This is a genomic window from Inquilinus limosus, from assembly GCF_002195995.1.
Classification (GTDB): Bacteria; Pseudomonadota; Alphaproteobacteria; order DSM-16000; family Inquilinaceae; genus Inquilinus; species Inquilinus limosus_C.
In genome coordinates, this window is sequence record NZ_NHON01000054.1 from 1 (window position 1) to 25,571 (window position 25,571).

The 25,571-nt window shown below is 69.5% G+C and carries 22 protein-coding genes and 2 riboswitches; of the genes, 12 read left to right on the plus strand and 10 right to left on the minus strand.

The genetic code is table 11. The annotated features are described in order from the left end of the window. Positions 1-307: 307 nt before the first annotated feature. Complete coding sequence (locus BWR60_RS23815; RefSeq protein WP_088153616.1) at positions 308-661, plus strand: VOC family protein; 354 nt, start codon at positions 308-310, stop codon at positions 659-661. A gap of 59 nt (positions 662-720) precedes the next feature. Here the strand turns inward: BWR60_RS23815 and BWR60_RS23820 are convergent, their stop codons facing one another. From BWR60_RS23820 to BWR60_RS23830, 3 genes are all read right to left on the minus strand, one after another. Further along, positions 721-1,686, minus strand: a complete 966-nt coding sequence (locus BWR60_RS23820) for an OmpA family protein (RefSeq protein WP_088153618.1) — start codon at positions 1,684-1,686, stop codon at positions 721-723. 301 nt (positions 1,687-1,987) lie between these two features. Continuing rightward, positions 1,988-2,992, minus strand: coding sequence for a DUF3137 domain-containing protein (locus BWR60_RS23825; RefSeq protein WP_088153620.1), 1,005 nt, complete (start codon positions 2,990-2,992; stop codon positions 1,988-1,990). A gap of 79 nt (positions 2,993-3,071) precedes the next feature. Next, a complete protein-coding gene (locus BWR60_RS23830; RefSeq protein WP_144445728.1) occupies positions 3,072-4,112 on the minus strand; it encodes a LacI family DNA-binding transcriptional regulator in 1,041 nt (346 codons plus the stop codon). Positions 4,113-4,313: 201 nt separating this feature from the next. Between BWR60_RS23830 and BWR60_RS23835 the strand changes: the two genes are divergently transcribed. Together BWR60_RS23835 and BWR60_RS39040 are read left to right on the plus strand one after the other, a co-directional pair. Beyond that, positions 4,314-5,591 (plus strand): ABC transporter substrate-binding protein, encoded by a 1,278-nt coding sequence (locus tag BWR60_RS23835; protein WP_088153624.1) that lies wholly within the window; start codon positions 4,314-4,316, stop codon positions 5,589-5,591. 17 nt (positions 5,592-5,608) lie between these two features. Continuing rightward, positions 5,609-7,255 carry an acyltransferase gene (locus BWR60_RS39040; protein WP_429913040.1) on the plus strand — a complete coding sequence of 549 codons (1,647 nt, stop codon included), beginning with the start codon at positions 5,609-5,611 and terminating at the stop codon, positions 7,253-7,255. A 161-nt stretch (positions 7,256-7,416) separates the two neighbouring features. Here BWR60_RS39040 and BWR60_RS23845 read toward each other — a convergent pair whose 3' ends face one another. Continuing rightward, on the minus strand, positions 7,417-8,328 hold the full coding sequence (locus BWR60_RS23845; protein WP_088153628.1) for a LysR substrate-binding domain-containing protein: 912 nt from the start codon (positions 8,326-8,328) through the stop codon (positions 7,417-7,419). Positions 8,329-8,428: 100 nt separating this feature from the next. Between BWR60_RS23845 and BWR60_RS23850 the strand changes: the two genes are divergently transcribed. The 3 genes from BWR60_RS23850 (at position 8,429) to BWR60_RS23860 (ending at position 9,579) form a co-directional block, all read left to right on the plus strand. Further along, positions 8,429-8,770, plus strand: a complete 342-nt coding sequence (locus BWR60_RS23850) for an ArsR/SmtB family transcription factor (protein ID WP_088153630.1) — start codon at positions 8,429-8,431, stop codon at positions 8,768-8,770. A 2-nt stretch (positions 8,771-8,772) separates the two neighbouring features. Then, positions 8,773-9,279, plus strand: coding sequence for an SRPBCC family protein (locus BWR60_RS23855; protein ID WP_088153632.1), 507 nt, complete (start codon positions 8,773-8,775; stop codon positions 9,277-9,279). A 108-nt stretch (positions 9,280-9,387) separates the two neighbouring features. Further along, a complete protein-coding gene (locus tag BWR60_RS23860) occupies positions 9,388-9,579 on the plus strand; it encodes a hypothetical protein (RefSeq protein ID WP_088153634.1) in 192 nt (63 codons plus the stop codon). Here the strand turns inward: BWR60_RS23860 and BWR60_RS23865 are convergent. Then, the gene (locus tag BWR60_RS23865) at positions 9,542-10,153 is read right to left on the minus strand and encodes an acetoacetate decarboxylase family protein (RefSeq protein WP_179221924.1); all 612 of its coding nucleotides are present in this window, start codon (positions 10,151-10,153) and stop codon (positions 9,542-9,544) included. The two genes, BWR60_RS23860 and BWR60_RS23865, sit on opposite strands and share 38 nt — an antisense overlap. Before the next feature lie 145 nt (positions 10,154-10,298). Further along, a riboswitch (cobalamin riboswitch) is annotated at positions 10,299-10,490 on the plus strand. A gap of 113 nt (positions 10,491-10,603) precedes the next feature. Here BWR60_RS23865 and BWR60_RS23870 point away from each other — a divergent pair. Further along, positions 10,604-13,558, plus strand: coding sequence for a ribonucleoside-diphosphate reductase subunit alpha (locus tag BWR60_RS23870; RefSeq protein ID WP_088153638.1), 2,955 nt, complete (start codon positions 10,604-10,606; stop codon positions 13,556-13,558). A gap of 316 nt (positions 13,559-13,874) precedes the next feature. Beyond that, positions 13,875-15,353, plus strand: a complete 1,479-nt coding sequence (locus BWR60_RS23875) for a mannitol dehydrogenase family protein (RefSeq protein ID WP_088153640.1) — start codon at positions 13,875-13,877, stop codon at positions 15,351-15,353. Between the two features lie 32 nt (positions 15,354-15,385). Here the strand turns inward: BWR60_RS23875 and cobF are convergent, their stop codons facing one another. The 4 genes from cobF to BWR60_RS23895 form a co-directional block, all read right to left on the minus strand. Next, entirely contained in the window at positions 15,386-16,147 is a 762-nt protein-coding gene (gene cobF, locus BWR60_RS23880; protein WP_088153642.1) for a precorrin-6A synthase (deacetylating), read from the minus strand. 141 nt (positions 16,148-16,288) lie between these two features. Continuing rightward, positions 16,289-16,528, minus strand: coding sequence for a hypothetical protein (locus BWR60_RS23885; protein ID WP_088153644.1), 240 nt, complete (start codon positions 16,526-16,528; stop codon positions 16,289-16,291). Positions 16,529-16,530: 2 nt separating this feature from the next. Beyond that, positions 16,531-17,640: a hybrid-cluster NAD(P)-dependent oxidoreductase gene (locus tag BWR60_RS23890; protein ID WP_230983163.1), complete on the minus strand. Its 1,110-nt coding sequence runs from the start codon at positions 17,638-17,640 to the stop codon at positions 16,531-16,533. Positions 17,641-17,653: 13 nt separating this feature from the next. Next, complete coding sequence (locus BWR60_RS23895; RefSeq protein WP_230983164.1) at positions 17,654-18,883, minus strand: aromatic ring-hydroxylating oxygenase subunit alpha; 1,230 nt, start codon at positions 18,881-18,883, stop codon at positions 17,654-17,656. 142 nt (positions 18,884-19,025) lie between these two features. Beyond that, a riboswitch (cobalamin riboswitch) is annotated at positions 19,026-19,230 on the minus strand. Between the two features lie 205 nt (positions 19,231-19,435). Here BWR60_RS23895 and BWR60_RS23900 point away from each other — a divergent pair. Continuing rightward, positions 19,436-20,143 carry a GntR family transcriptional regulator gene (locus BWR60_RS23900; protein ID WP_088153714.1) on the plus strand — a complete coding sequence of 236 codons (708 nt, stop codon included), beginning with the start codon at positions 19,436-19,438 and terminating at the stop codon, positions 20,141-20,143. A gap of 52 nt (positions 20,144-20,195) precedes the next feature. Here the strand turns inward: BWR60_RS23900 and BWR60_RS23905 are convergent, their stop codons facing one another. Beyond that, the gene (locus tag BWR60_RS23905) at positions 20,196-21,242 is read right to left on the minus strand and encodes a mannonate dehydratase (RefSeq protein WP_218823648.1); all 1,047 of its coding nucleotides are present in this window, start codon (positions 21,240-21,242) and stop codon (positions 20,196-20,198) included. Between the two features lie 349 nt (positions 21,243-21,591). On the opposite strand from BWR60_RS23905, the gene BWR60_RS23910 reads away from it, so the two are divergent. The 3 genes from BWR60_RS23910 (at position 21,592) to BWR60_RS23920 (ending at position 25,539) form a co-directional block, all read left to right on the plus strand. Then, the gene (locus BWR60_RS23910; RefSeq protein WP_088153648.1) at positions 21,592-23,385 is read left to right on the plus strand and encodes an ABC transporter substrate-binding protein; all 1,794 of its coding nucleotides are present in this window, start codon (positions 21,592-21,594) and stop codon (positions 23,383-23,385) included. Between the two features lie 233 nt (positions 23,386-23,618). Then, positions 23,619-24,617 carry an ABC transporter permease gene (locus BWR60_RS23915; RefSeq protein ID WP_088153650.1) on the plus strand — a complete coding sequence of 333 codons (999 nt, stop codon included), beginning with the start codon at positions 23,619-23,621 and terminating at the stop codon, positions 24,615-24,617. Between the two features lie 10 nt (positions 24,618-24,627). After that, positions 24,628-25,539, plus strand: coding sequence for an ABC transporter permease (locus BWR60_RS23920; RefSeq protein ID WP_088153652.1), 912 nt, complete (start codon positions 24,628-24,630; stop codon positions 25,537-25,539). The last annotated feature ends 32 nt before the right edge of the window (positions 25,540-25,571 follow it).

The following is a 25,571-nucleotide window of genomic DNA, read 5'->3' on the forward strand; positions in this document are numbered from 1 at the left end:
TCATTGCCGGGGCTGGCCATGGGGTGTCCTTCTCTCTGATCCGGTCCCGAGCCTGCCACCGCGCGCCCGCCCCGTCTTGAACGGAACGGCCAGTCAGGCGGCCATGCGGTCCGGCGCCTCTCCGGCCTGACCCCGGGCGCGGTCGTCGAGGTCCGGCGCCTCTCCGGCCTGACCCCGGGCGCGGTCGTCGGCCAGCTCGCGGCCGGCCGGCTGCCGGACCGCATGGCCGCCTGACTGGCCGTTCCGTTCAAGACGGGGCGGGCGCGCGGTGGCAGGCTCGGGACCGGATCAGAGAGAAGGACACCCCATGGCCAGCCCCGGCAATGACCGCCGCATCGATTACATCGAGCTCACCGTCGCCGACATCGCGCGCTCGCGCGACTTCTACGGCCAAGCCTTCGGCTGGCGCTTCACCGATTACGGACCGGCCTATTGCGAGTTCGACGATGGCCGGCTGAAGGGCGGCTTCGCCCAGGGCAGCCCGGCCGGCTCCGGCGGCCCGCTGGTGATCCTCTATGCCGATGACCTGGCCGCGACGCAGGGGCGGGTGGAGCAGGCGGGCGGCCGCATCGTCAAGCCGATCTTCAGCTTCCCCGGCGGCCGCCGGTTCCACTTCCAGGATCCGGACGGCACTGAGCTGGCGGTCTGGTCCGACCGGTAGCATCCAAAGAAGAAGGGGGCCGAAGCCCCCTTCCGATACTCCGAGATCCTTGCGGGATCTCAGTTGACGACGATCTCGACCCGCCGGTTCTGCGGCTCGCGCACGCCGTCGGCGGTCGGGACCAGCGGATCGGCCTCGCCGACGCCGCGGGTCACGATCTCGCTGTCGGCCACGCCGTCGGCCACCAGCTCGCGGCGGACCGCCTCGGCGCGGCGCACCGACAGCGCCTGGTTGTACTTGTCCGAGCCCGACCGGTCGGTGTGGCCGGTGACGTCGATCCGGGTGCTCTTGCCCTGCAGCGCGTCGCTGGCGGCCGAGCCCACGATCTGCTTGGCCTCGGGCGTCAGCTTCGAGCTGTCGAAGTCGAAGAACACCAGGTAGCTGCGGGACTGGGTGACCTGCTGCACCTGCTCCGGCGGCGGCGCCTCCTCGACATCGCCGAAGGTGTAGCGCAGGCCGACCAGGATGGTGTGGTTGTTGTTGTCGTCGCCCTTGATCCGGACGCCGTTGTCCTTGAACACCGGCCCCTGGGTGCCGAGGTAGCGGTATTCCAGGGTCGCGGCCATGTTCGGCGCGAAGTTGTAGGCCACGCCGGCGATGCCCTGATAGGCGAACTTCGCCTTCGTGGACTCGAAGTACGGGCTGCCGCCGCTCGAGCCGAAGTCGGCGTCCACCAGCGCCAGGCCGACGCCGGCGCCGATATAGGGCACGAAGGGCGACCCGAAGTCGAAGTCGTAGTAGCCGTTCGCCATCAGGCCATAGGTGGTCTGGTGGTTGTTGCCGTCGTGGCTGTTCTCCCGGATGCTGGCCTCGAGGTCGGTGCGGAAGCCGTTGCCGAAGCCGTAGCCGACATAGAGGTTGCCGGCCGGCCCGACATCATAGCTGTCCTTGTTCAGGCCGTTGTCCTGGAGGAAGTTGGCGCCCGCCCCGGCGCCGACGTACAGGCCGCTCACCTGCTGGGCCATGGCCGGCGTTGCGGCGAGCAGTGCGGCCGCCCCCGCGGCGAAGACGATGCGTCTGGTCATTCCTGACTCCACGAGTTTCTCGCTTAGGATTCCGGTCTCGAATCGCGTCCCGGAATCGGACAATATCGATGCATACGTTCTTGAATGTATGCCAAAATGGCGCGCAGCGGCGATGTCGCATCTTGAACTGTCGCCGGTCCGTCATAATGGGCAGGCGGGTGGGGAAAGGGGCGGAAAGCCAGGCCGGCGGCGGCTTTCTCGGCCCTGTGAGGGCGAGTGGCAATCGGGCAACACCATCGCCGGATCGCTCGCCGGCCCTCTCAGCCCGCGCAGCGCGGACAGCAGGCCGGGCGACTCCGTCTCAGGCCGGCGGGCGGCCGTGCAGATGGTCGATCAGCCGGTGCGGCAGGCTCAGCTCATCAAGGACCGCCCGCAGCTGCGCCAGCATTGCCGACGCCGGGTCGAACAGGCGGGCCTGCTGCAGCATCGGCCCTGCCAGGTCCAGCGCCAGCCACAGCCGGCCGCGATGGAAGGCGGCGCGGACCGATCGGTCCGGATGCGCCTCGTCAATCGCCACCAGCCCCTCGGCGACGGCGGCGGTGACCAGGCGCTGCGCCTCATCCGGATCGTCGGCCCGGACCGTGAATCGGTGCTCGAACGCCTCATAGGGGGCCTGCAGGCGCTGCGGCGAGTCCGGCCGCGAGAGCACCGTGTCCAGCAGCGGCGTCAGGTGATCTGCGATCGTCTCGAACACCCCGCCATCGCGGGCGATCAGGATACGGCCCTGGAATGGGACCGGCACGACGATTGAGAGCAGGACATGGTCGGAGCGGCGAGACGCCGGCTTGTTGCCCGCTGTGTTCCACCGCTGGACGACCGCGGCCATGGTGAAGGCCAGGGACCGATGCTCGCCGTCCAGCCGCCAATCCGCCCAGTTCGCGCTTCTCCGGGGCAGCAGCCCCAGCTCGAAGGCAGGGTCGAGGTCGAACAGCACATCGGGGTCGAGCAGCGCGCCGATCGCCGGCAGCAAATCGAGGGCGGGCCCGCGGCTGCGGAGTCTGGCCGTCATGCCGCCGAGCGTCTCGGCGAGGATGGGCACCACGATCCGGTTCGCCGTGCTGCGCCACAGATTCTCGCTGAGGCCGAGCAGAAACCTGGCGCCGAGCATGGCGGCCGCCGCGGTGAAGATGCCGCCTGGCGACCAATGCCCCCGCGCGATCGGGGCCACGCCCCAGACCAATGCCAGCACGACGATCTGGCCGCAGATCACCACCGTGGCCTCGGCCGCCCGGCGCCGCTGCGTCTCCAGGGCGTCGATCGCTTGTGAAAGCCGCACGGCCGCCGCCTGCGGAAGGTCCCCTGGCACCGTGATCTCCCCCTCGCTGATGCGGCGCCACTCTGGTTCGGGACTGTGGCGAAACGTCGACCGGCGGAAAAGAGTCCCTTCAGCGCCGCGGCGGTGCGGTGCTGGCGCGGACCACCAGGCGGTAGGGCACGGTCACGCCGCGCTTCGGTGCGGCGGCACCGGCCAGCCGGTCGGCCAGCAGGCGCATCGCCTCGAAGCCCAGCTGCCGCGCGGGCTGGTCGATGGTGGTCAGCGGCGGGTCGGTGACGGCGGCGAAGTAGATGTTGTCGAAGCCGACCACCGAGATGTCCTCCGGCACCCTCAGGCGGGCCTGCTTGATGGTGCGGATGGCGCCCATGGCGATCTCGTCGCTGCCGCAGAACATGGCGGTCGGCGGCTCGGGCAATTCCAGCAGCTCGGCCATCTGCTCCGCACCGGTGGCGATCGAGAACACGCCGTAGCGCACCAGCTCGGGTTGCGGCTCGATCCCCGCCTCCTCCAGCGCCTCGGCATAGCCGGCGAAGCGCTTCGGCGTCGCCGTGGTGCCGGGGCTGCCGCCGATATGGCCGATGCGGCGATGGCCCAGCCCGATCAGGTGGCGCGTCGCCTCCCGCGCCCCGGCCTGGTTGTCGATCTCGACCACCGGCACGCCGGGGGCGGCGACGGGCTCGATCACCGCGACCAGCCGCTCCTGCAGCGCCGGGGCCTTCAGCGGCTCCGGCATCCGGCCGCCCAGCAGCAGCATGCCGTCGACCGCGCCGGTCAGCAGCTGGCGGGCATGCTCCTCCGCCCGCGCCGGGTCGCCGGCGGTGTTGCCGATCAGCACATGGAAGCCGGCCGCGACCGCCGCCTCCTCGGCGCCCAGCAGCACCGAGGCGTGGAACGGGTTGCCGATGTTCGGCACCATCACGAACACCTGCCGCGCCTGCTGCAGGCGCAGGCTGCGGGCCATGCGGTTGACGACATAGCCGGTGTCGCGCACCGCCGCCTCGATCCGCTCCCGCGTCTCGCCGGTCACGCGCGGCGACCCTGCCAGGGCGCGGCTGACCGTCGCCACCGACACGCCGGCGATGCGGGCGATGTCGGCCATGCGCGGCCGCCCGTCCTCGGGCACTGGCGGCAGGCTGCGGCTGCGGCTCACGGCGCGGTCTCGGAATAACGGATCATGCCGCGACGATGCCCGGAACGGCGGCCCAGGCCAAGGGGGGCGATGCGGCGCTTCGACCAAGGTGCATTGCGAATTGACAGGGCGGGCGATCCCCGGTTCACTTGTAACCAAACGGTTACTTCATCGGGCGGGCCACCGTCCGCATCATCGGCAACGAACCAGGGAGGGGCGGCGATGACGGCTGCGATCGGGCGCAGATCCGTGCTGGCAGGGGCTTTGGGGCTGGCCGGGGCGGCGATGGTTCCGGCGGCGGCGCAGGCTGAAGCGGAACGGCTGCGAATCGTCTGGTGGGGCAATGACGACCGCACCCGTCGCACGACCGAGGTGCTGAAGCTGTACCAGGCGAAGGCGCAGGGTGCCGAGCTGGTGGGCGAGGTCAGCAACGCCGAGTACTTCCCCAAGCTGGCGACCCAGCTGGTGGGGCGCAGCGCCCCGGACATCTTCCAGCTCGAACCCGGCAGCTTCGCCGATTTCGTCCAGCGCGGCGCCACCCTGCCGCTCAACGAGTTGATGCCGAAGCCGATCGACACCGCCGGCGTCCCCCGCGACCTGCTCGATCTCTGCGCGCTCGACGGCAAGGTCTGGGCCATCCCGCACGGCCTCAACTCCTTCGCGCTGATGTACGACACCGCCGTGTTCAAGGCGGCCGGCATCGCCCCGCCGGACGACAAGACCAGCTGGGACGATTATGCCGCGCGGATGATCGAGCTGACCAAGGCGGCGGGCCGCGACCAGTATTGGGGCTCCTGCGACGCCAGCGGCTACGGCTACGCGTTCCAGGTCTGGCTGCGGCAGCGCGGCGCCGACCTGTTCACGGCCGACCGGGCGCTGGGCTTCGGCCAGGACCATGCGGCGGAGTGGTTCAGCTACTGGGACAGGATGCGCAAGAGCGGCGGCTGCGTGCCGGCGGACATCGCCGCGCTCAGCCCGGATTCGACCATCACCCAGATGCCGCTGATCCAGGGCAAGGCGGCGACCAGCCTGGCCTTCTCCAACCAGATCGTCGGCATGCAGTCCGCCACCACCGCGCCGCTGGCCCTGACGATGTTTCCGAATGGCGGCGCCGGGGCGAAGCCGGGGCAGTTCTACCGCCCGGCCTCGAGTTGGTCGATCTACGCTCGGTCGAAGGCCCCCGAGGCCGCGGCCGCCTTCATCGGCTTCTTCCTCAACGACCCCGAGGCCGCCAAGGTGCTGGGGGTGGAGCGCGGCGTGCCGATGAGCCCGGCGACGCGCGAGCTGATCCTGCCGACGCTCACGCCGGTGGAGCGCGCCACGGTCGACTACGTCAACTTCATCGCCGACAAGGTCGGCCCCTATCCGGCGCCGCCGCCCAAGGGGTCGCAGCAGTTCGGCCGGGTGCTGAAGCGGGTGGCGGACACGGTCGCCTTCGGCACCGCCTCGATCACCGACGGCGCGGCCCAGCTGATGGCCGATGCCGGCGCCATCCTCTGATGTCGGTCCTGGATGCCATGCCCCACCCAGTCGAGGAGTTCGACTCCCACCCCTGGCGCTTCGAGGGCCACGCCACGGACGCGCAGCGTCAGGCGCAGGCGGCCTTCGTCGCCACGCTGGCGCAGCGCCTGCCGTTGCAGCTCGGCGCGGCGTGCTACCTGTCGCCCCAGGCCTATATCTTCCCGGACAGCCTGACGCTGGGCGACCGCTGCGTCGTCGCCGCCGGGGTGCGCCTGCACGGGCAGCTGGTCGCCGGCCACAACTGCTCCTTCAACCTGCACGCCTCGGTGATCGGCCAGGTGCGGATGGGCTCCTGGGTCCGCATCGCCGCCGGCGCGATGATCGCCGGCTTCGACCATGTCTCGGACGATCCGGAGACGCCGATCGCGCAGCAGGGCGTGTCGACCAAGGGCATCGAGATCGGCGACGATGTCTGGATCGGCGCCAACGCCGTGGTCACCGACGGGGTGCGGATCGGCAGCCACTGCATCGTCGCCGCCGGGGCGGTGGTGACCCGCGACGTGCCGGACTACGCGCTGGTCGGCGGCAATCCGGCCCGGGTGATCCGCGACCGTCGCCGGCCGCGGGGCGCGCCGCCGGCCGATGCTCTGCTGGCCGAGGTGAAGGCCTTCGACACGCGGATCGGCGAGGAGTGGCCGGCGATCCTGGCCGCCAGCGCGGCGCCGCCAGGCCAGGAGTCCTGGTACCGGGACCCGCGCAATGCCGGCAACGCGCCGTTCCGCGCCGATTGCGACGCGATCCAGATCGCCGCGATGTTCGGCGCCGTGCCGCCGCCTTGCAGGCGGGAGGAATGGACGGCCCGGCTGCAGGCGCTGCAGGATCCGGCGACCGGGCTGTGCTTCAACCCGGACACGCCGGATGCGGTGCGGCGCGACCCGCCGGCCGATCCCGGCGGCGACAACCTCTACAACATCCTCTGCGTCGGCTACGCGCTGGAATGCCTCGGCGCGGGCTTCCGGCACCCCGTCGCCTGGGCCTCAGGGCTCGACGCCGCGACGTTGCAGCGGGCGCTGGACGGGCTGCCCTGGGCCCAGCGCGGCTGGTCCTCCGGCGCCTGGGTCGATGCGCTGGGCACGGCCTGCTATCTCAACGCCCGCGATTTCGGCGATCCGGGCCCGCTTGCCACGCTGATGGGCTGGCTGACCCTGCGGGCCGCCGCCACGACCGGGCTGTGGAGCGGCCCGGTGGGTGACGACTGGCTGCAGCCGGTGAACGGCTTCTACCGGCTGACCCGCGGCACCTATGCCCAGTTCGGCCTGCCGCTGCCCTATGCGGAGCGGACGATCGATTCCGTCCTGGCCCATCTCCGCCGTTACGGCGGGTTCGCGCAGACCGGCTTCAACGCCTGCAACGTGCTCGACGTGGTGCATCCGCTGATGCTCTGCGCCCGCCAGACCGGCTACCGCGCGGCCGAGATCGCGGAGGCGCTGCGCGCTCTGCTCGGCGCCGCGCTCCGGCACTATCGCCCCGGCCTGGGCTTCGCCTTCAGCCGCGGCGAGGAGCCGGGGCTGCAGGGCACGGAGATGTGGCTGTCGATCGTCGCCCTGATCCTGGCCCATCTCGGCCTGGCGGATGCGGTGCGGTTCCGGCTGGTCGGAGTGCATCGCTGGGGCCCGGCGCTGCCGGCCGACCGGATCCGCTGACCGGCACGCTGAGACGGATGAGCAGGCGATCGGCCTCTCTCGAGAACCGTCATTGCGAGGAGGCGAAGCCGACGAAGCAATCCAGGGGACACGCCAAAAGGCCCTGGATTGCTTCGCTGCGCTCGCAATGACGATTTCTGTATAGGCTCGCCAGGTGAGGCTTACCCCCACACGCCGGACACAGGGCGCGCCCGCTTGGAGGTGAGCTCGGCCTCCAGCCAGGCGCGGAACAGCTGCACCTTGCGCTGCCGCGCCTTGGCCTCGGTGGTGACGAACCAGTAGGCGATCTCGGTCGGTGCGGCGACGGGGAAGGGGCGTACCAGCCGGCCGTCGGCCAGCGCGTCGGCGGCGACCAGCTGCCAGGCCATGAACACGCCCTGGCCGGCCAGGGCCGCCTCCAGCGCCGGGATCGGGTCGGTGTAGGAGGGGCCGGACAGGCGCGGCGGCGACGCGATGCCGGCGGCGGCGAACCATTCGGCCCAGGAGATCAGCGAGCCTTCGTCCCGGATCACCGGCACCGATCCCAGGTCGGCCGGTCGCTTCAGCCGCTGCGCCAAAGCGGGGGAGCACACCGGGAACACGGTCTGCGGCACCAGCTTCTCGGCCAGCACCCCGGTCCATCCGCCGCGGCCCATGCGGATGGCGCAGTCGACGTCGCTGGCGGCCAGGTCGATGGTCGCGGCGGTGGCGACGAAGCGCAGCTCGATCTCCGGATGCGCGCCGGTGAAGCGCGCCAGCCGCGGCACCAGCCAGCGCGCGGCGAAGGCCGATCCGGCGGTGACGGTCAGGATGCCGGCCCGCTCCGCCGCCAGGGCGACGATGGCGTCGGCCAGCATGCGGAAGCCGGCGTCGAGCATCGGCTGGATCCGCTGCAGGTCCGGTGTTGGCACCAGCCCGGCGGTGGTGCGCTCGAACAGCAGAACGCCCAGCCGCGCCTCCGCCCGGCGGATGTGCTGGCTGACCGCGCCGGGTGTCACCCCCAGCTCCTTCGCCGCGGCCGACAGCGACCCGCCGCGCGCCACCACCGCGATGGCACGCAGCGCATTCAGCGGAATCGGGAAGGGCGAGGCCATGCCCCTTCTTGATCGGGCCGGGGCGGACTGTCCAGCGTCGCCGCGATAGGGCGATGGAGGGGGTGTTGACTCATAAATATCCAAGTGGTTATATAACTATATGATTCTGGAAGACTCGCTCACCCTCAGATTCGCCGCGCTCGCCGATCCCACCCGGCGGGCCATCCTGCTCCGCCTCACCCAGGGCGAGGCCACGGTGTCGGAGCTGCAGGCCCCGTTCCGGATCAGCCAGCCCGCCATCTCCAAGCATCTCAAGGTGCTGGAAGGGGCGGGGCTGATCGAGCGCGGCCAGGCCGCCCAGTCGCGGCCGCGGCGCCTCAACCATCAGGCGCTGAAGGAGACGGTCGAGTGGTTCGACCACTTCCGGACCCTGTGGAACGACAGCTTCGACCGCCTCGAGGAACTGCTCGAGGCCAGCACCAAACCGCAGAAGGACGATTGATCATGAGAGCCGCGACCGCCGCCGGGACCGAGTTCGCCATCACCCGCCTGTTCAAGGCGCCGCGCCCGCAGGTCTGGGAGGCGTGGACCAGGCCCGAGATCCTGGCGCGATGGTTCGGCCCGAAGGGCGTCACCAGCACCATCAAGACCTTCGACCTGCGCCCCGGCGGGACCATGCACGGGCGGATGGACTCGCCCGGCGGCAGCCCGATGTGGGTGAAGTTCGTCTATCGCGAGGTGGTCGAACCCTCACGCCTGGTCTGGGAGCATTCCTTCGCGGATGAGCATGCCAATGTCGCCCCGTCGCCGTTCGGCGGGCCATGGCCGCTCAGGATCCTGTCGACCCTGACCCTCGCGGAGGAGGGGGCGGCCACCCGGCTGCATCTGGTGTGGACGCCGCTCGACGCCAGCGCGGAGGAACGGCAGGCCTTCGCCGGCATGACGGAGTCGATGACCGAAGGCTGGGGCGGCACCTTCGACAAGCTCGACGACCAGCTGGCCGGGCGCTGACCGATCCCACGCCTATGGAGATTTTCTATAGGCATGGAGAGACACTGTCCATCGTGGCCGCCGTGCCGCGGATCTATCTCTTGGAGAAGATCTGCCGAGGAGGCCACGATGTTCTCCTTCCTGCGGCGTCGGCATGGCCGGCGCCGGCCCGACGGCGCCGAGGCGCTGCTGGCCATGACCCCGCGCGAGCTGGCGGACCTGCCCTTCTGGGTCGAGCCGCCGCAGCCGGACTGCGCCGACGGCGCCCCGGCGCCGCGCCCGTTCACAGCCCGAACCGCGCCTCGGCGTCAGCCAGCGTGAGGGCCAGGAGCGGGCGCTTCCCGGCCAGCAGCGCCAATGGTCCGGTTGGCGAGAAATCCCAGCCCGGCCCGCCGAGGCGGAAGCGGCCGGTGGCGGCGGCGCGGGTGATCCGGACGCCGCCGGCATCCGGCTGCAGCACCCGCAGCGGCACCGGCAGGCGCAAGGGCCATGGGCGTCCGGGACGATCCGTGACGGCCGCCACCGGGCCATCCGCATCCGTCAATGTCGTCCGCCCATCCGCCGTCTCGAACCGGCCCAGCCGCTTCGGGATCGCCCACAGCGTCCGGCCGCCGGCCAGGGCGGCGGGGCTGTCGACCCAGGCGGCGGTGGTCGTGATCCCGATCTGCCATCCCAGCCGCACCGGCACCGCCACCACCAGCTCGCCATAGGCCAGGTCGCCGCCCGGCTGCCAATCGGCCCGCACTGTCGCCAGCAGCGCCGACCGTCCCCAGCCCAGCGGCTTGGCTCCATCCGGCAACGGCCCCGGCAGGGCCGCGCGCGGCACCCGCCACAGCGCCGCCTGCACCGTGCCGCGCAGCCGCCAGGGCGGGGGAGGGTAGAGGGCTTCGGTCATCGTGCCGGGGAGCATAGCCGAGGCCGGGCCGATCCCATTCCACCCTCCGATTCCGGGATTGCAGCCGGGGAGTCGAAAACGAACTTGGATTGCGAAGTTGGCGACGGCACCAACTAGGTATTGACGTGAACCGTCATAAAGACGTCAATATCTAGACATCACGGGCGCCAAGGGAATCCGGTGCGCCGCATGACGGCAAAGCCGGGGCTGCCCCCGCAACTGTAAGCGGAAGGACCTTCCGTCGTTCGAGTCACTGGTTGGGGCGACCCGCCGGGAAGGCAAGACGGAGGGGCCGCCGACCGCGAGCCAGGAGACCGGTCCGTGATCGATAAATTGCGTCCTCGGGCGGGGTGTCCCGATGGTGCGATGAGCGAGATGCGCCGGCTTGCCGGTGCGTTGTCGACTCCGCGTCCATCGGCCCAAGCCCCAACACGATCATGGGGTTTGCCGATGTCAGCCATCCAGGAATCCGACCGCGCCCTCGCCGGTGCGCCTGCCGTCCCCGCCGCGCCGCGCGCGCCCTCGACTCAACGGGGCGCCGAGCCGGCCTATCAGGTGATCCGCCGCAACGGTGCCGTCACCGCCTTCGACGAGAGCAAGATCTCGGTGGCGCTGACCAAGGCCTTCCTGGCGGTCGAGGGCTCGGGTGCCGCCGCGTCGCGCCGCGTCCATGACATCGTCGAGGGGCTGACCGCCCAGATCGTCGCCGCCCTGACCCGCCGGGCCGACCATGGCCGCACCTTCCACATCGAGGAGGTGCAGGACCAGGTCGAGCTGGCCCTGATGCGCGGCGAGCACCACAAGGTCGCCCGCGCCTATGTGCTGTATCGCGACGAGCGGTCGCGCGAGCGCGCCGCCGCCGCGGCCAAGGTCGAGGCGTCGCCGGTGGCGCCGGCGCTGCACGTCACCGCGGCCGACGGCAGCCGCGCGCCGCTGGACCAGGCGCGGCTGGCCCGGCTGGTCGAGGAGGCCTGCGCCGGCCTGGCCGATGTCGATGCCGCCCCGGTCCTGGCCGAGACCCGCCGCAACCTCTATGACGGGATCAGCGAGGACGAGCTGGCGCTGGCGCCGATCATGGCCGCCCGCACCCTGATCGAGACCGAGCCGAACTACAGCCAGGTCAGCGCCCGGCTGCTGCTGGACCTGCTGCGGCACGAGGCGCTGTCCTTCGTCCATGGCCGGCCGACCCGCGCCACCCATGCCGAGATGGCCGAGGGCTATGCCGAATACTTCCCGGCCTATGTGAAGAAGGGCATCGCGGTCGACCTGCTGGACCCGGAGCTGGCGCGCTATGACCTGTCGAAGCTGTCCGCCGCGCTGAAGCCGGAGCGCGACCTGCAGTTCCAGTTCCTCGGGCTGCAGACGCTGTACGACCGCTATTTCCTGCAGACCGGGGGCATCCGCTTCGAGCTGCCGCAGGCCTTCTTCATGCGCGTCGCCATGGGGCTGGCCGCGCGGGAGATCGACCGCGAGGCGCGGGCGATCGAGTTCTACGACCTGATCTCCTCCTTCGACTTCATGTGCTCGACGCCGACGCTGTTCAACGCCGGCACGCCGCGGCCGCAGCTGTCCTCCTGCTTCCTGACCTCGGTGGCGGACGACCTGGACGGCATCTTCAAGGCGGTCAAGGACAACGCCCTGCTGTCGAAATACGCCGGCGGCCTGGGCAATTCCTGGACCCGGGTGCGCGGTCTGGGCGCCCATATCCGCGGCACCAACGGCCAGTCGCAGGGCGTCGTGCCGTTCCTGAAGGTCGCGAACGACACGGCGATCGCGGTGAACCAGGGCGGCAAGCGCAAGGGCGCCGTCTGCGCCTATCTCGAGACCTGGCACGTCGACATCGAGGAATTCCTCGACCTGCGCAAGAACACCGGCGACGACCGGCGCCGCACCCATGACATGAACACCGCCAACTGGGTGCCGGACCTGTTCCTGCAGCGGGTCGAGGCCGACGGCCCCTGGACCCTGTTCTCGCCGGACGAGGCGCCCGACCTGCACGATCTGTACGGCCCGGCCTTCAAGACCGCCTACGAGGCCTATGAGGCCAAGGCCGCGCGCGGCGAGATCCGCGTCCACAAGCAGGTCCGCGCCCTCGATTTGTGGCGCCGCATGCTGACCATGCTGTTCGAGACCGGCCATCCCTGGGTGACCTTCAAGGACCCCTGCAACATCCGCTCGCCGCAGGGCCATGTCGGCGTCGTGCACTCCTCGAACCTGTGCACCGAGATCACGCTGAACACCTCGGATGACGAGGTCGCGGTCTGCAATCTCGGCTCGATCAACCTCGCCAACCATATCGGCGAGCGCGGCCTCGACCGGGCGCGGCTGGAGCGCACCATCCGCACCGCGATGCGGATGCTGGACAACGTCATCGACATCAACTTCTACACCATCCCCGAAGCGCGCCGCTCCAACCTGCGGCACCGCCCGGTCGGGCTCGGCATCATGGGCTTCCAGGACGCGCTGCAGGCGCTGCGCCTGCCCATCGCGTCCGAGGCCGCGGTGCGCTTCGCCGATGAGAGCATGGAGGTGATCAGCTTCCACGCCATCTCCGCCTCGGTCGACCTGGCGGCGGAGCGCGGGCGCTACCCGTCCTTCGACGGCTCGCTGTGGAGCCGCGGCATCCTGCCGATCGACTCCGTCGAGCTGCTGGCCGACGCGCGGGACGGCGTGCTTGACCTCGACCGCTCCTCGACCCTCGACTGGAGCGACCTGCGCGAGCGGGTGCGCAGCGTGGGCATGCGCAACTCCAACACCATGGCGATCGCGCCGACGGCGACGATCTCCAACATCTGCGGCGTCGCCCAGTCGATCGAGCCGGCGTTCCGCAACCTCTACGTCAAGGCCAACATGTCGGGCGACTTCACGGTGGTGAATCCCGGCCTGGTCCGCGACCTCAAGGCGCTGGGCCTGTGGGACGAGGTGATGATTTCGGACCTCAAGTATTTCGACGGCAGCCTCGGCGCCATCGACCGGGTGCCGGACGACCTCAAGGCGCTGTACGCCACCGCCTTCGAGATCGATGCCTCCTGGCTGGTCGAGGCGGCGGCCCGGCGGCAGAAGTGGATCGACCAGGCGCAGTCGCTGAACCTGTATATCGCCAACCCGAACGGCCGGAAGCTCGACACCCTCTACCGGCTGGCCTGGAAGCGCGGGCTGAAGACCACCTACTATCTGCGGGCGATGAGCGCGACCCATGTCGAGAAGTCGACGCTGAAGGGCACCGACGGCAAGCTCAACGCCGTCTCCGCTCCCGCGCCGGTCGCCGCAGCGCCAGCTGCGGCCGCGCCGATCGTGGTGGCGGCCCCGACCGCTTCGACCCTGGCAGCGGACGAGCTGACGCTGACCGACGGCGCGCCGATGGTCTGCCCGATCGACGACCCGACCTGCGAGGCCTGCCAGTAAGGAGGCCGGGTCGCAGGGGCATGAGGCATCGCGTGCGACCCGCGCGATGCCTCATGCCGCCGTCGCCACGTAGCGCTTCGGGTTCTTCGAGACGTCAATCACCGTCGGGAACCCCCGGGAATCCGCGGGGATGGCGGCGTCGGCCAGCCTTGAGCCCATGTCGGTGCGCAGGTGATTGCCGTCCTCTCCGTTGGGCTGATACTGATCGGCGTCCGGGACGGTCGGCGGCTCACCACCAAGGTCCGGCGATCATCCGCGCGGCCGCTCTCGGGCGGATCCGGATGCCCGGGGCCGGGTGAGCACAAGGAACGATGCGATGACCATGTCACTGACGCTGGCCAATCTCGATGCGCTCTCCGCCCGGGTGGCCGTGCCGTCCTACTGCCGGGAGGATCTGTCGGCGGGGATCGTGCATTTCGGGATCGGCAACTTCCACCGGGCCCATCAGGCGGTCTATCTCGACGCGCTCCTCAACCTCGGGGGCGACCGCGACTGGGGCCTGATCGGCGCCGGCGTCACCGCCTATGACGGCGCCATGCGCGACAGGCTGAAGGGGCAGGACTGGCTGACCACGGTGGTGGAGCAGGACATCGGCCGGTCGGCGGCGCGGGTCACCGGCGCGATGATCGGCTTCCTCGACCCGCAGGACCGCGCCTCGATCGTCGCGACGCTGGCCGACCCGGCGATCCGCGTCGTCTCGCTGACGATCACCGAGGGCGGCTACTTCCTGCACCCGGCCTCCGGCGCCTTCGACCCGGAGCATCCGGCGATCGTCGCCGACGGCTGCAGCCCGGACGATCCGAGGACGGTGTTCGGCTTCATCGTCGCCGGGCTGAAGCGCCGCCGCGCCGCCGGCCTGGTGCCGTTCACCGTGCTGTCCTGCGACAACATCCCCGGCAACGGCCATGTGACGCAGGCGGCGGTGGCCGGCCTGGCCCGCCTGTCCGATCCGGAGCTGGCGGACTGGGTCGCGGCCGATGTCGCCTTCCCGAACTCCATGGTCGACCGCATCACCCCGGCGACCGGGCCGCGCGAGATCGAGCACTGCCGCGCGACCTTCGGCATCGCCGATGCCAGCCCGGTCTATTGCGAGGAGTTCAGGCAGTGGGTGCTGGAGGATCATTTCACGGCGGGGCGGCCGGCGCTGGAGAAGGTCGGCGTGACCTTCGTGCCGGATGTCGCCCCCTATGAGCTGATGAAGATCCGGATCCTGAATGGCGGCCACGCGGCGATCGCCTATCCGGGAGAACTGCTCGACATCCCCTTCGTGCACGAGGCGATGGAGGATCCGGAGATCGGCCCCTTCCTGGCCCGGCTCGAGCGCGAGGAGATCATCCCCTCCGTCCCGCCGGTGCCGGACACCGACCTCGATGCCTATTTCAGCCTGGTCCAGCGGCGGTTCCTGAACCCGAAGGTTGCCGACACGATCCCGCGGCTGGCGCGCGACGGCTCGGATCGGCAGCCGAAATTCATCATTCCGGTCATCGCCGACCGGCTGCGGGCGGGCGGCAGCATCGCCGGGCTGGCCCTGGTCTCGGCCCTGTGGTGCCGCCACTGCTTCGGCACCACCGATTCCGGCCGGCAGGTGCCGCCGAACGACACCGCCTGGGATGCCCTGCAGGCGCGGGCCGGGGCCGCGAAGGACGACCCGCTGGCCTGGATCTCGATGGCCGACATCTATGGCGACCTCGCGACGTCCGAGCGCTTCGCCAAGGCCTTCGCCGACAGCCTCGGGTCGCTCTGGGACATCGGCACCAGGGCAACCCTGGCCCGGTACGTGAGCGGCGAGGCCTGAGAGGGCGGCTGTCCGCCGTCCCGGATCCGCGCTCAGTCCTCGCGGGTCCGGCGCAGCAGATAGGTGTCCATGATCCAGCCGTGCTGCTCCCGCGCCGCGCGCCGGACACGGTCGATCTCGTCCGTCACCTCCGGCAGCCGGCCCGACACCAGGATCTCCTCCGGCGTGCCGAGATAGGCGCCCCAGTAGACGTCGATATCGGCGCCCTCCAGCTTGCGGAAGGCGGTTTCGCCGTCGAGCATGACGACGACGTTGTCCAGCCCTTCCGGCAGCCCGCCGGCGATCCGCCGGCCGGTGGTGACCAGGATCGGCTCGCCGATGCGGTTCAGGGGGATGCGATGCTGCGCCGCCAGGGCCTGCACGGCACTGATGCCGGGGATCACCTCGGTGTCGAAGGCGAAGCCACGCTCCCGGATCGTCTCCAGGATCCGCAGGGTGCTGTCGTAGAGGGCCGGGTCGCCCCAGACCAGGAAGGCCCCGCAGCCGTCCTCGGAGAGATGCTCGCGGAACAGGGCCTCATAGGCATCGGCCAGCTTGCCACGCCATTCCTCGACGCCGCCGCGATAGTTCGGGCCGCCGCCGTCGCGGTCCGGCACCCTGAAGCCGACGGTGCGGTAGCCCGGCTTTTCGATGAAGCGGCCGCAGATCTCCTCGCGCAGCTCGCGCAGGGCGGCCTTCTCCGTCCCCTTGTCGGGGATGAAGAACACATCGGCCCGGTTCAGGGCCTTGATCGCCTGCACCGTCATGTAGTCCGGATTGCCGGCACCGATGCCGATGACCAGGATTGTCCGCATCCGCCTCTCGCTCGCTCCACCGCCCGCGGTCAAATCGCGCCGTAAGGTGCGGAGGCGGCACGGCTGCCGTCAACCCGCAGATGCGGGGGAGGGACGGCGAGGGTGCGCGTGCCCCCTCCCACCGCAATCCTCAGGCTCCGGCTAAGGGGCGGCGGCGACCAGGGTCTGGAACAGGGCCCGCAGGCGCCGCGCGCCCCCGGCCAGCGGCATCCGCCGGTCCAGCCGGGCGATCTCGCGCCGGGCGGCGGCCTCGATGTCGGCGCCGGCCGGCAGCCACATCAGCCAGTCCAGGAACACCTGTTCCGGCGGCGGCAGCGGCGGGACCGGCTCGGCGACGGCGGGGGCGGGGCGAAGGACGGGGGCGATGCTGCTGCCGCTCATCGTCAGACCTCGATCTCGACCGGGGAGAGTGGCCTGGAGCAGCAGGCCAGGATGAAGCCGTCCTCGATCTCATGGTCGAGGATGCCGCCATTGTGGTTCATCTCGACCGTGCCGGAGAGCTTCCGGACCTTGCAGGTGCCGCACAGGCCGAACTCGCAGGCCGCCGGGATGCGCACGCCGGAGGCCCGCGCCGTCTGCAGCACGGTCTGGCCCGGCAGGCAGTCGCCATCGACTTCCGACAGGGCGAAGCGGACGGGCAGCGGCGTCTCGGCCGGCTGCGGTGATGCTCCCGCTTCCGACTGTTCGACCGGCGCGACAGGCGCCTCCGCCACCGGGGCGGAAAAGCTCTCCTGGTGGTAATGCGCCATGTCGAAACCGGCGGCGGCCAGCATCTCGCGCACCGCGCGCATGAACGGCTCCGGCCCGCAGCAGAACACCTCCCGGTCGCGGAAGTCGGAGACCAGCAGCGGCAGGCGCACGGCATCGATCCGGCCCATATGGCCGAACCAGCTCTCGCGCGACGACCGCTCCTCGATCAGGAAGCCCAGCGACAGGCCGGGCATGCGGCTGCCCAGCAGTTCCAGCTCCTTGCGGAAGATGATGTCCTCGGGCCGGCGGGCGCAGTGGACGAAGCCGACATCGGTGGCCGGGGCGCAGTCGTTCAGCCAGCGCAGCATCGACATCACCGGCGTGATGCCGGAGCCGGCGGAGACGAACAGGTACTTTCCGGCCGGGTGGTTGTGGTGCGAGAAGTCGCCGGCCGGCCCATAGGCGCGGATGTGGCTGCCGGGCCGGATGTTCTCGAACATCCAGCGCGTGCCGATGCTGCCCGGCTGCGCCTTGACCGTGACCGCGATCGAGAACGGCCGCGACGGGCTGGAGGACAGGGTGTAGGTGCGCAGCACCGGCTCGTCGCCGGCCGGGATCTCCAGCGTCACGAACTGGCCCGGGCGGTAGCGGAACCAGGTCTGGTTGTCGGAGCGGAAGGTGAAGGTCTTCACCTCCGGCGCCTCGTCGGCCACGCCGATGCATTCCAGCACCTGCAGCCGGTCGTTCCACGGCGCCATCTCGTCGAGATGGCGATACAGCGCGCGCTCGGCGATGGCGTTCACGGCCGGCGCCCGGTCACGATGCCACCCGCAGCCGGGGCGTGCCGCCCTCGGCCAGGCGCGGCTCGATGAAGCGCGCGTACCAGTCGACGAACTGGCTCACCCCGCCTTCATGCAGTTCGGAATAGGGGCCGGGCTCATAGGCCGGCGAATCGATGCCGAAGGCGTTCTCCTCGACGATCCGGCGGTCCTGGTCGTTGGTCTCGGTCCAGACATGGGTCAGCTCGGCCAGGTCGTAGTCGACGCCCTCGACCGCGTCCTTGTGCACCAGCCATTTGGTCGTGACCTGGGTCTCGGTGGCGCTGATCGGCAGTACCCGGAAGGTGACGGCGTGGTCGCCCAGGATGTGGTTCCAGGTGGTCGGGTAGTGGTACAGCATCAGCGCGCCGATGCGATCGGCCGTGACCGCGTCGGACAGGCGGCGCTTCACCGCCGGCCTGCCGCTCAGGGTGTAGCTGACGGCGTCGCGCAGCAGCGGCGCCCGGGTGGCGCGGTACTGGCCGGCCGCGTCGATGCGGAAGCGCGAGGGCAGGCCGGCGGCCTCGCAGCGCGTCCAGTGCGCCACCATCTCCGGGTCGCTGTCGGCGCCGTTGACGCCGGTGACGTTCGGCGCTTCGGGGAAGGTCTTGCACAGCTCAGGGTGGTTGCCCGCGCAGTGGTAGCACTCGCGGTTGTTCTCCCACACCAGCTTCCAGTTGCCCTTCTCGACGATGGTGCTCTCGAAGGCGATCTTCGCCTCGGTGAGGCGATGCGGCGCGAAATAGGGCTCCATCAGCGCCCGGAACGGCGCGAAATCGGCCGGCTGGTCGGCGAGGCAGACGAAGATGTAGCCGCCGACGCTCTCGCAGGCGACCGGCTTCAGCCCGTATTGCGACTTGTCGAAGCCGTCGGCCATCTGGCGCGCGAACAGCAGGCTGCCGTCCAGGTCGTAGGTCCATTGGTGATAGGGGCAGACCAGCCGGGCGGCGGTGCCGCGATGGGCGGCGCAGACCCGGCTGCCGCGGTGCCGGCAGCTGTTGTGGAAGGCGCGGATGCCGCCGTCGCGGTCGCGCACCACCACCACCGGGTAGCGGCCGATCTGCACCGTGAAGTAGCTGCCCGGCCTGGCGATCTCGCAATCATGCCCGACGAACAGCCAGTCGCGGTACCAGACCAGCTCGAGGTCGAGCTTGAAGAACTCCGGATCCGTGTAGAAGGGCTGGTCCAGGGTGAAGCCGTCGCGGCGGCCCCTGATGAGCCTCAGCATCCTGTCGCGGGCGTCCATCTTGCGTCCTCAGCATCCCAAGGACTGAACGGCGGGGAGGCTTGAGGATGGAGTCTCCGCGGCATCGGCCATGCAGGCACAGGCCCGGAGCGCTCCGCCTCTTGACCGCCCACCGCGATCAGTCGGTTACGTCAGGCTCAAGGCTGGTTTCCGGGCTCCGGAGCCGTCCTGTCGGACCGTCCCGACACCTTCCCGGGCGTCGCGCCCAGTGGCTGTCGTCGGGACGATAAGCTCCGCTACCGTTGCGGGGGCAGCGCCGGCATCACACCGGCTTCCCAATTCTCCACCGGACCTTGCGGGCCGGCGGCACCTTGAACGACCGGAGTGAAGCATTGTCCCGGCCGCGCCGGACTCGCGAAAGCGACATCTCCTGTGCGCCGGGCGACATGGTGCCCTGTCCCGCCCGATCATGTTTCAGGCTCGACTTTTCGTATCAACTCCGACAAAGATCGTACACGAAATCCGGAGGATTGCGTGTCGAGTCCCCAGGCTGGGCAGCGGTTGGCGCAGGACGGCGGCGATGGGGAGCCGCCGATGGACCTCGCCCGCGGCCTGGACCTGCTGCCGGCGTTCCAGCCGCCGGACCGCGAGGCCTCGGTCTATGAGGCGATCCGCGAGGACATCATCTCCGGCCGCATCCCGGCCAATGCCCGGCTGATCGTCGCCGACCTCGCCGAACGGCACGGCACCTCGACCAACCCGGTGCGCGAGGCGCTGCAGCAGCTGCGCGGCGAGGGCTTTGTGGTGATGGCGCCCAACCGCGGCGCGCGGGTGCGGCCGATCGACGAGGAGTTCATCCGCGACGTCTACGAGATCGAGGTGCTGATCGAGCCGGCGCTGACGCGCTGGTTCGTCGGCATCGCCACCGAGGCCGACATCGCGGTACTGGAGGCGCTGCACGCCGAGATGCTGCGGCTGAACTATTCGGACCCGGTGCGCCACGGGCTGCTGGACACGCAGTTCCACCACACGATGTATGAGCGCCACTACAACCGGCATGCGCTGGACCTGTGGTGGAAGCACCGCGAGATCCTGCGCGCGATCAGCCGGCGGCTGCCGATCTCGCTCGGCCGCCAGGCGACCGTGATGCGGGACCATCAGGACGTCCTGGACGCGATCAAGGCCCAGGACGCGGATGCGGCGGCGGCGGTGATCGCCCGCCATGTCGAAGGATCGGGGCGCCACATCATCGAGCAGATGCGCGCGGCGCGCCGCAACAACCGGAACGACAAGGCGGGCTAGCCGCCGGGACAGGACCAGCTTCGGAGGAGTTGCCGTGACCCTCGCCGGGACGTCAGGCGGCCTGTTCGGCCATGCGGAGCAGCCCCTGCATGTAGCCGATCGCATGCGCGCGACCCCGATGGTTCCAGTCGGTGTCGTCGTCCATGTGCGGCACGTGGTCGTCCAGCAGGAAGCCGGTGAAGCCGCTGCGGCGCAGCAGCGCCATGGCCTCGGCCGGGTCGAAGTTCCCTTCGCCGATGAAGCATTCGATGAAGTCCGGCACGGTGCCCTGCACGTCGCGGAAATGGACGTAGAAGATGCGTCCCTTCGGCCCGAAGAAGGTGATCATCTCGGTCACGTTCGCGGCGCCGCCGGGCATCTCCGAGCAGCAACCGAGGCAGAGGTCGAGGCCCCAGGCCGGGTTGCCGGCATAGCGCTCATAGGCCCGCTTGAAGTCCTCGGGCGCCTTGAAGATGCGGGCGACGCCGCCCAGCATCGGCACCGGCGGGTCGTCGGGGTGCAGTGCGATCCTCACCCCCGCTTCCTCGGCCACCGGCAGCACCGCATCCATGAAATAGGTGTAGTTCGCCCACATCGCCTCGGCGGTGACGACGCCGTCCTGCTCGTCGAAGACCGGCATCGAGTCCGCCCGGCCCAGCGTGGTCGGCATGAAGCGCCGCCACTCCGCCTTGGTCGTGCCCTCGACCTTCGCCATCTCGAACCGGGTGTTGCCGGCGCCGCCGCGGCCGGGCGCCCGCCGGTCGGTGCGCCAGACCGAGTTCGGCATGAAATGCAGGCCGAGAATCGGCACGCCGGCGCGGCCGACGGCGCGCAGCGTCCGGCAGTAATTCTCGATCTGCTCGTCGCGCCCGGGCAGGCCCAGCATCGCCTTGTCGTAGAAATGGGTCGGCACGTTCTCGATCGCCTCGAAGACCAGGCCGGCGGCCTCGACCCGTTCGACCAGCCGGCGGATATCCGCCTCCTCCCAATGCGTGTCTCCAGGCAGCTTCGGATTGTTCATCTGGATGCCGGTGACGCCGATCTGGGCGGCGAAACGCAGCTTCTCGTCCGTCAGCTCATGGAACTGGCCCACGGCGACGCGCATGGCGGGGTCGGGCATCGGTCTTTGTCCTCTCGTGACGCTGCGGGGCCGAAGGGGCGTGGTCGAAAGATTCGGACCGCCAGACGATCTTTGGCGGTTGAGCGGGTCGGGAAACTGACCTAGGGTGTGAACTAAATATACAAGATGCGAATTGCTTGACGATGGGCAATATCGCTTCTGGAGGAGGAAAGCAGGAAGTTACCGAAAATGGTGTTTCCGGAATGGAGACGTATCCGTGATCGATCGATGACTGTCGGTCGAGAAGTGAGATCTTTTGGCTTTGTGAAGCTGGGCGCGGCGAATGGCGCCGGTGAAATGCGGGGAAAGATCCGCATCAGTCGACAATCACAGGGAGGAGATCTGGTCCATGGTCCATCTGAGACGCCTTGCCGGCCTGGTGCTGGCCGCGGCGGCGCTGATCGCGCCGGCCGCGGCCTTCGGGCAGGCCGCCGGCCTGCCGGCGGCGCAGGAGATCACGCCCAAGAACCCGCTGCCGGACGTGCCCCGCAACCAGACGCTGATCCTGGGCTGGGGCGTCGCCGGCGGCACCTCGGTCGGCACCACCAATCCGTGGGTGCTCCCGGGCTACACCCATCAGGAAGGCAACAACCTGCTGTTCGAGCCGCTGATGTACTTCGCCATCTTCAAGGGCGAATTCGTGCCGTGGCTGGCCGACAGCATGGAATACACCTCGCCGGACTTCAAGACGCTCGAGATCAAGCTCAACAAGGACGCGAAGTGGAGCGACGGCAAGCCGGTCACGTCCAAGGACGTGGTCTACACCTTCGAAGGGCAGATGAAGTATGAGACGCTGCCCTACCACGCGCATTTCGAGCAGTTCGTCGACAGCGTCAGCGCCAAGGACGACCTGACCGTCGAGGTCAAGTTCAAGCAGCCGGCGCCGCGCTTCAAGTTCGAGGTGCTGACCGAGAAGTTCGACACCGGCCTGCCGATCGTGCCGGCGGAGTGGGAAGCGGCCCAGCCGAACCCGACCGCGGCCGTGGGCCTCGACGCCATCCCGCATTCCGGGCCCTACAACGTGGTCGCCTGGAACGCCAACCAGAAGATCATGGACCTGCGGCCCGACTGGTGGGCGGTGAAGGCGGGGCGGATGGCCCAGCCGGCGGTCAAGCGCGTCGTCATCGTCAACGTGCTGAACCAGCCGATCGACACGGTGGCGCAGCGCCTGGTGAACAACGAGTTCGACAGCTCGGTCGACATGCGCGCCCAGGTGATCGGCAACATCGTCGAGCAGAACAAGGACATCCAGTCCTGGACCGGCACGGAATCGCCCTACGGCTATCTCGACTGGTGGCCGAACTCGCTGTGGATGAACACCCAGCTGGCGCCCTACGGCGACGCGCGGGTGCGCAAGGCGATCAGCCTGGCGATCGACCGCGACCGCATCAACGAGGTGCTGTATGACGGCGCCAAGATCGCCACGATCTACCCGTTCCCGCTGTATCCGAACCTGCAGAAATTCGCGGACTCCCCGGCCGTGAAGGCGGAGGAGGAGAAGTACCAGCCCGGCAAGTTCGACGTGGACGAGAGCGCGAAGCTGATGACCGAGGCCGGCTTCAGCAAGAACGGCGACGGGCTGTGGGAGAAGGACGGCAAAACCTTCGACGCCACCATCCAGGCCTTCGAGACCATCCATGGCGACATCGCCCCGGTGCTGGCGGAGATGCTGCGCCAGGCCGGCTTCGACTCCAATGTCAATTTCGGCACCGACGCCTTCCAGAACATGGTCGACGGCAAGCCCGGCCTTTACCTCTTCGGCCACGGCGCCAGCCTGTACGACCCGTTCGAGGCGCTGAACCTGTTCCACGGCAAGTACAGCAGCACGATCGGCTCGGCGGCCGGCAACAACCGTTTCTCGCGCTACAAGAACCCGGAACTGGACAAGATCCTGGACGAGATCTCGCCGCTCGATTCCAGCGATCCGAAGTTCCAGGAGGGGGCGGCCAAGGCGCTGGGCATCTACTGGCGCGACACGATCGACGTGCCGGTGATCCAGTGGCTGCACCGGATCCCCTACAACAACCACTACTGGAAGGGCTGGCCCAGCGCGACGAACATCGCCGGCGGCACCAACGGCGCCTTCTGGGCCCATACCGGCCTGCTGGTGATCACGTCGCTGCAGCCGAGCGGCGCGAAGTAACCGTCCGACTGCGACAGGTGCGCGCCTCGTCGGGGGCGCGCACCTCCTCTGAACGGCAACAGCACCAGGATCGTCCCAGTGATACTGCCGGCCCAAAACCCAAAGCCGTCATGGCGAGCCCCGAAGGGGCGTGGCCATCCAGGGCGGCTCGCACCGGCCCCTGGATGGCCACGGCGCTGCGCGCCTCGCCATGACGGTGGGGGACTGGAGAGCCAAACTCAAAGGAGGCCGGCATGACCCTCAAGCTCGTCATCAAACGCCTTCTCTTCCTCGTCCTGGTGGTCTGGGCGGCCTCGACCATCGTCTTCTTCATCCCGCGGCTGTCGAGCCGCAACGCGCTGCGCGAGCGCTTCGGCGAGCTGGCCCGCACCGGCGGCTTCTCCCCGGCCGACCTGGAGAAGATCATCGCCTCGATGCAGCAGCAATTCGGCCTCGACCAGCCGCTGTACCACCAGTACTGGACCTATCTCGGCAACATCCTGCGGATGGATTTCGGCTACTCGCTGTACCGCTATCCGTCGACCGTGGCCGAGCTGCTGGCCCAGTCGTTGCCCTGGACCATCGGCCTGCTGCTGGTCACCACCATCCTCAGCTTCATCATCGGCAACCTGCTGGGCGCCATCGCCGCCTGGCCGCGGGCGCCGGGCTGGCTGCGGGGCTTCGCCACGCCCTTCATCCTGCTGACCGGGGTGCCGCCGGTGATCATGGGCATCCTGCTGCTGTTCTTCATCGGCTTCCGGCTGGGATGGCTGCCGCTGGGCGGCGCCTATTCGGTCGGGGTGGTGCCGAACCTCTCGCTCGACTTCGTGCTGGACCTGCTGCAGCACCAGGTGCTGCCGGCGCTGGCCCTGATCTTCGGGTCGGTCGGCGGCTGGGTGCTGTCGATGCGGGGCATGGGCGTCACCATCCAGGGCGAGGACTATGTCAACTTCGCCGAGCACAAGGGCCTGACCGGCGGCCGGATCTTCCGCGACTACTATCTGCGCAACGCGATGCTGCCGCAGGTGACCGGGCTGGCCCTGGCGCTGGGCACCGTCGTCACCTCGGCCATCATCGTCGAGGGGCTGTTCGGCCTGCCGGGCATCGGCAGCATGCTGAACCTCGCCATCCGCGCCAACGATTTCCCGACCATCTACGGCATCGTGCTGTTCATCACCATCGCCGTGGCAGTGCTGATGACGGTGGTCGAGTTCCTGTACCCGCTGCTCGACCCCCGCGTCCGCCAGTCGTGAGGAGGGAGACATGACGATCGCCGCGCTCTCCCCATCCGCTGCCGAGCCCGCCCTCCGCCGCCCCGGCCGCCCGGTCCTGGTGCTACGCTATCTGCGCCGCAACAAGGGGCTGGCGCTGGGCGTGCTGATCCTGCTCGGCCTCGCCGCCTTCACCATCATCGGCCTCCTGACGATCAACCCGAAGGACGCCTATCCGCTGTCGGTGGCGGTGAAGAAGCCGCCGAGCCTGAAATATCCCTTCGGCACCGATTTCTTCGGCCGCGACCTGTTCTCCGCCATGGTCGTGGGCATGTGGCAGACGGCCTTCATCGGCTTCGTCGCCGGCGGCCTCGGTACCGTGATCGGCGTCGTGCTCGGCTTCATCGCCGCCTATTTCGGCCGCTGGACCGACGCGATCATCCGCACGGTCTGCCAGATCCTGACGCCGATCCCGGTGCTGCTGATCCAGGTCGTCATCGCCGGGTCGCTCGACAAGCGTGACGTCACCATCCTCACCATGGCGCTGATCGTTGTGCTGCTGGCCTGGATGGGGCCGACCCTGGTGATCCGCGCCCAGGTGCTGACGATGAAGGAACGGCAATTCGTCGCCGTGGCCAAGCTGTCGGGCGTCAGCGATCTCGGCATCATCTTCAAGGAGATCCTGCCCTGCCTGCTGCCCTTCATCGCTGCTGCCTTCGTGGCGCAGGTGTTCTCGGCCGTCTTCGCCGCCTTCTACCTCGCCGTGCTCGGGCTCGGGCCGCTGCGTGAGCCGCTGCTCGGCAACATCATTTGGGCGGCGCAGTCGCAGGGCGCCTTCTTCAACGGCTGGTGGTGGTGGCCGATCATCCCCTCGGTAGCGATGATCCTGATCCTCGGCTCGCTGGCCCTGATCAATATGGGCCTGGACGAGCTGGCCAATCCCCGCGTGCGGAGGACGGAGTGACCGCGATGGATGTGACGCTCGCGCCGCCCCGG

Bases quoted from the DNA above. Each gene is read 5' to 3' on its own strand.
- BWR60_RS23815 (WP_088153616.1), top strand. From the start codon at position 308: ATGGCCAGCCCCGGCAATGACCGCCGCATCGATTACATCGAGCTCACC.
- BWR60_RS23820 (WP_088153618.1), bottom strand. From the start codon at position 1,686: ATGACCAGACGCATCGTCTTCGCCGCGGGGGCGGCCGCACTGCTCGCC.
- BWR60_RS23835 (WP_088153624.1), top strand. From the start codon at position 4,314: ATGACGGCTGCGATCGGGCGCAGATCCGTGCTGGCAGGGGCTTTGGGG.
- BWR60_RS39040 (WP_429913040.1), top strand. From the start codon at position 5,609: ATGCCCCACCCAGTCGAGGAGTTCGACTCCCACCCCTGGCGCTTCGAG.
- BWR60_RS23845 (WP_088153628.1), bottom strand. From the start codon at position 8,328: ATGGCCTCGCCCTTCCCGATTCCGCTGAATGCGCTGCGTGCCATCGCG.
- BWR60_RS23850 (WP_088153630.1), top strand. From the start codon at position 8,429: ATGATTCTGGAAGACTCGCTCACCCTCAGATTCGCCGCGCTCGCCGAT.
- BWR60_RS23855 (WP_088153632.1), top strand. From the start codon at position 8,773: ATGAGAGCCGCGACCGCCGCCGGGACCGAGTTCGCCATCACCCGCCTG.
- BWR60_RS23860 (WP_088153634.1), top strand. From the start codon at position 9,388: ATGTTCTCCTTCCTGCGGCGTCGGCATGGCCGGCGCCGGCCCGACGGC.
- BWR60_RS23865 (WP_179221924.1), bottom strand. From the start codon at position 10,153: ATGACCGAAGCCCTCTACCCTCCCCCGCCCTGGCGGCTGCGCGGCACG.
- BWR60_RS23870 (WP_088153638.1), top strand. From the start codon at position 10,604: ATGTCAGCCATCCAGGAATCCGACCGCGCCCTCGCCGGTGCGCCTGCC.
- BWR60_RS23875 (WP_088153640.1), top strand. From the start codon at position 13,875: ATGACCATGTCACTGACGCTGGCCAATCTCGATGCGCTCTCCGCCCGG.
- cobF (WP_088153642.1), bottom strand. From the start codon at position 16,147: ATGCGGACAATCCTGGTCATCGGCATCGGTGCCGGCAATCCGGACTAC.
- BWR60_RS23885 (WP_088153644.1), bottom strand. From the start codon at position 16,528: ATGAGCGGCAGCAGCATCGCCCCCGTCCTTCGCCCCGCCCCCGCCGTC.
- BWR60_RS23895 (WP_230983164.1), bottom strand. From the start codon at position 18,883: ATGCTGAGGCTCATCAGGGGCCGCCGCGACGGCTTCACCCTGGACCAG.
- BWR60_RS23900 (WP_088153714.1), top strand. From the start codon at position 19,436: ATGGACCTCGCCCGCGGCCTGGACCTGCTGCCGGCGTTCCAGCCGCCG.
- BWR60_RS23905 (WP_218823648.1), bottom strand. From the start codon at position 21,242: ATGCCCGACCCCGCCATGCGCGTCGCCGTGGGCCAGTTCCATGAGCTG.
- BWR60_RS23910 (WP_088153648.1), top strand. From the start codon at position 21,592: ATGGTCCATCTGAGACGCCTTGCCGGCCTGGTGCTGGCCGCGGCGGCG.
- BWR60_RS23915 (WP_088153650.1), top strand. From the start codon at position 23,619: ATGACCCTCAAGCTCGTCATCAAACGCCTTCTCTTCCTCGTCCTGGTG.
- BWR60_RS23920 (WP_088153652.1), top strand. From the start codon at position 24,628: ATGACGATCGCCGCGCTCTCCCCATCCGCTGCCGAGCCCGCCCTCCGC.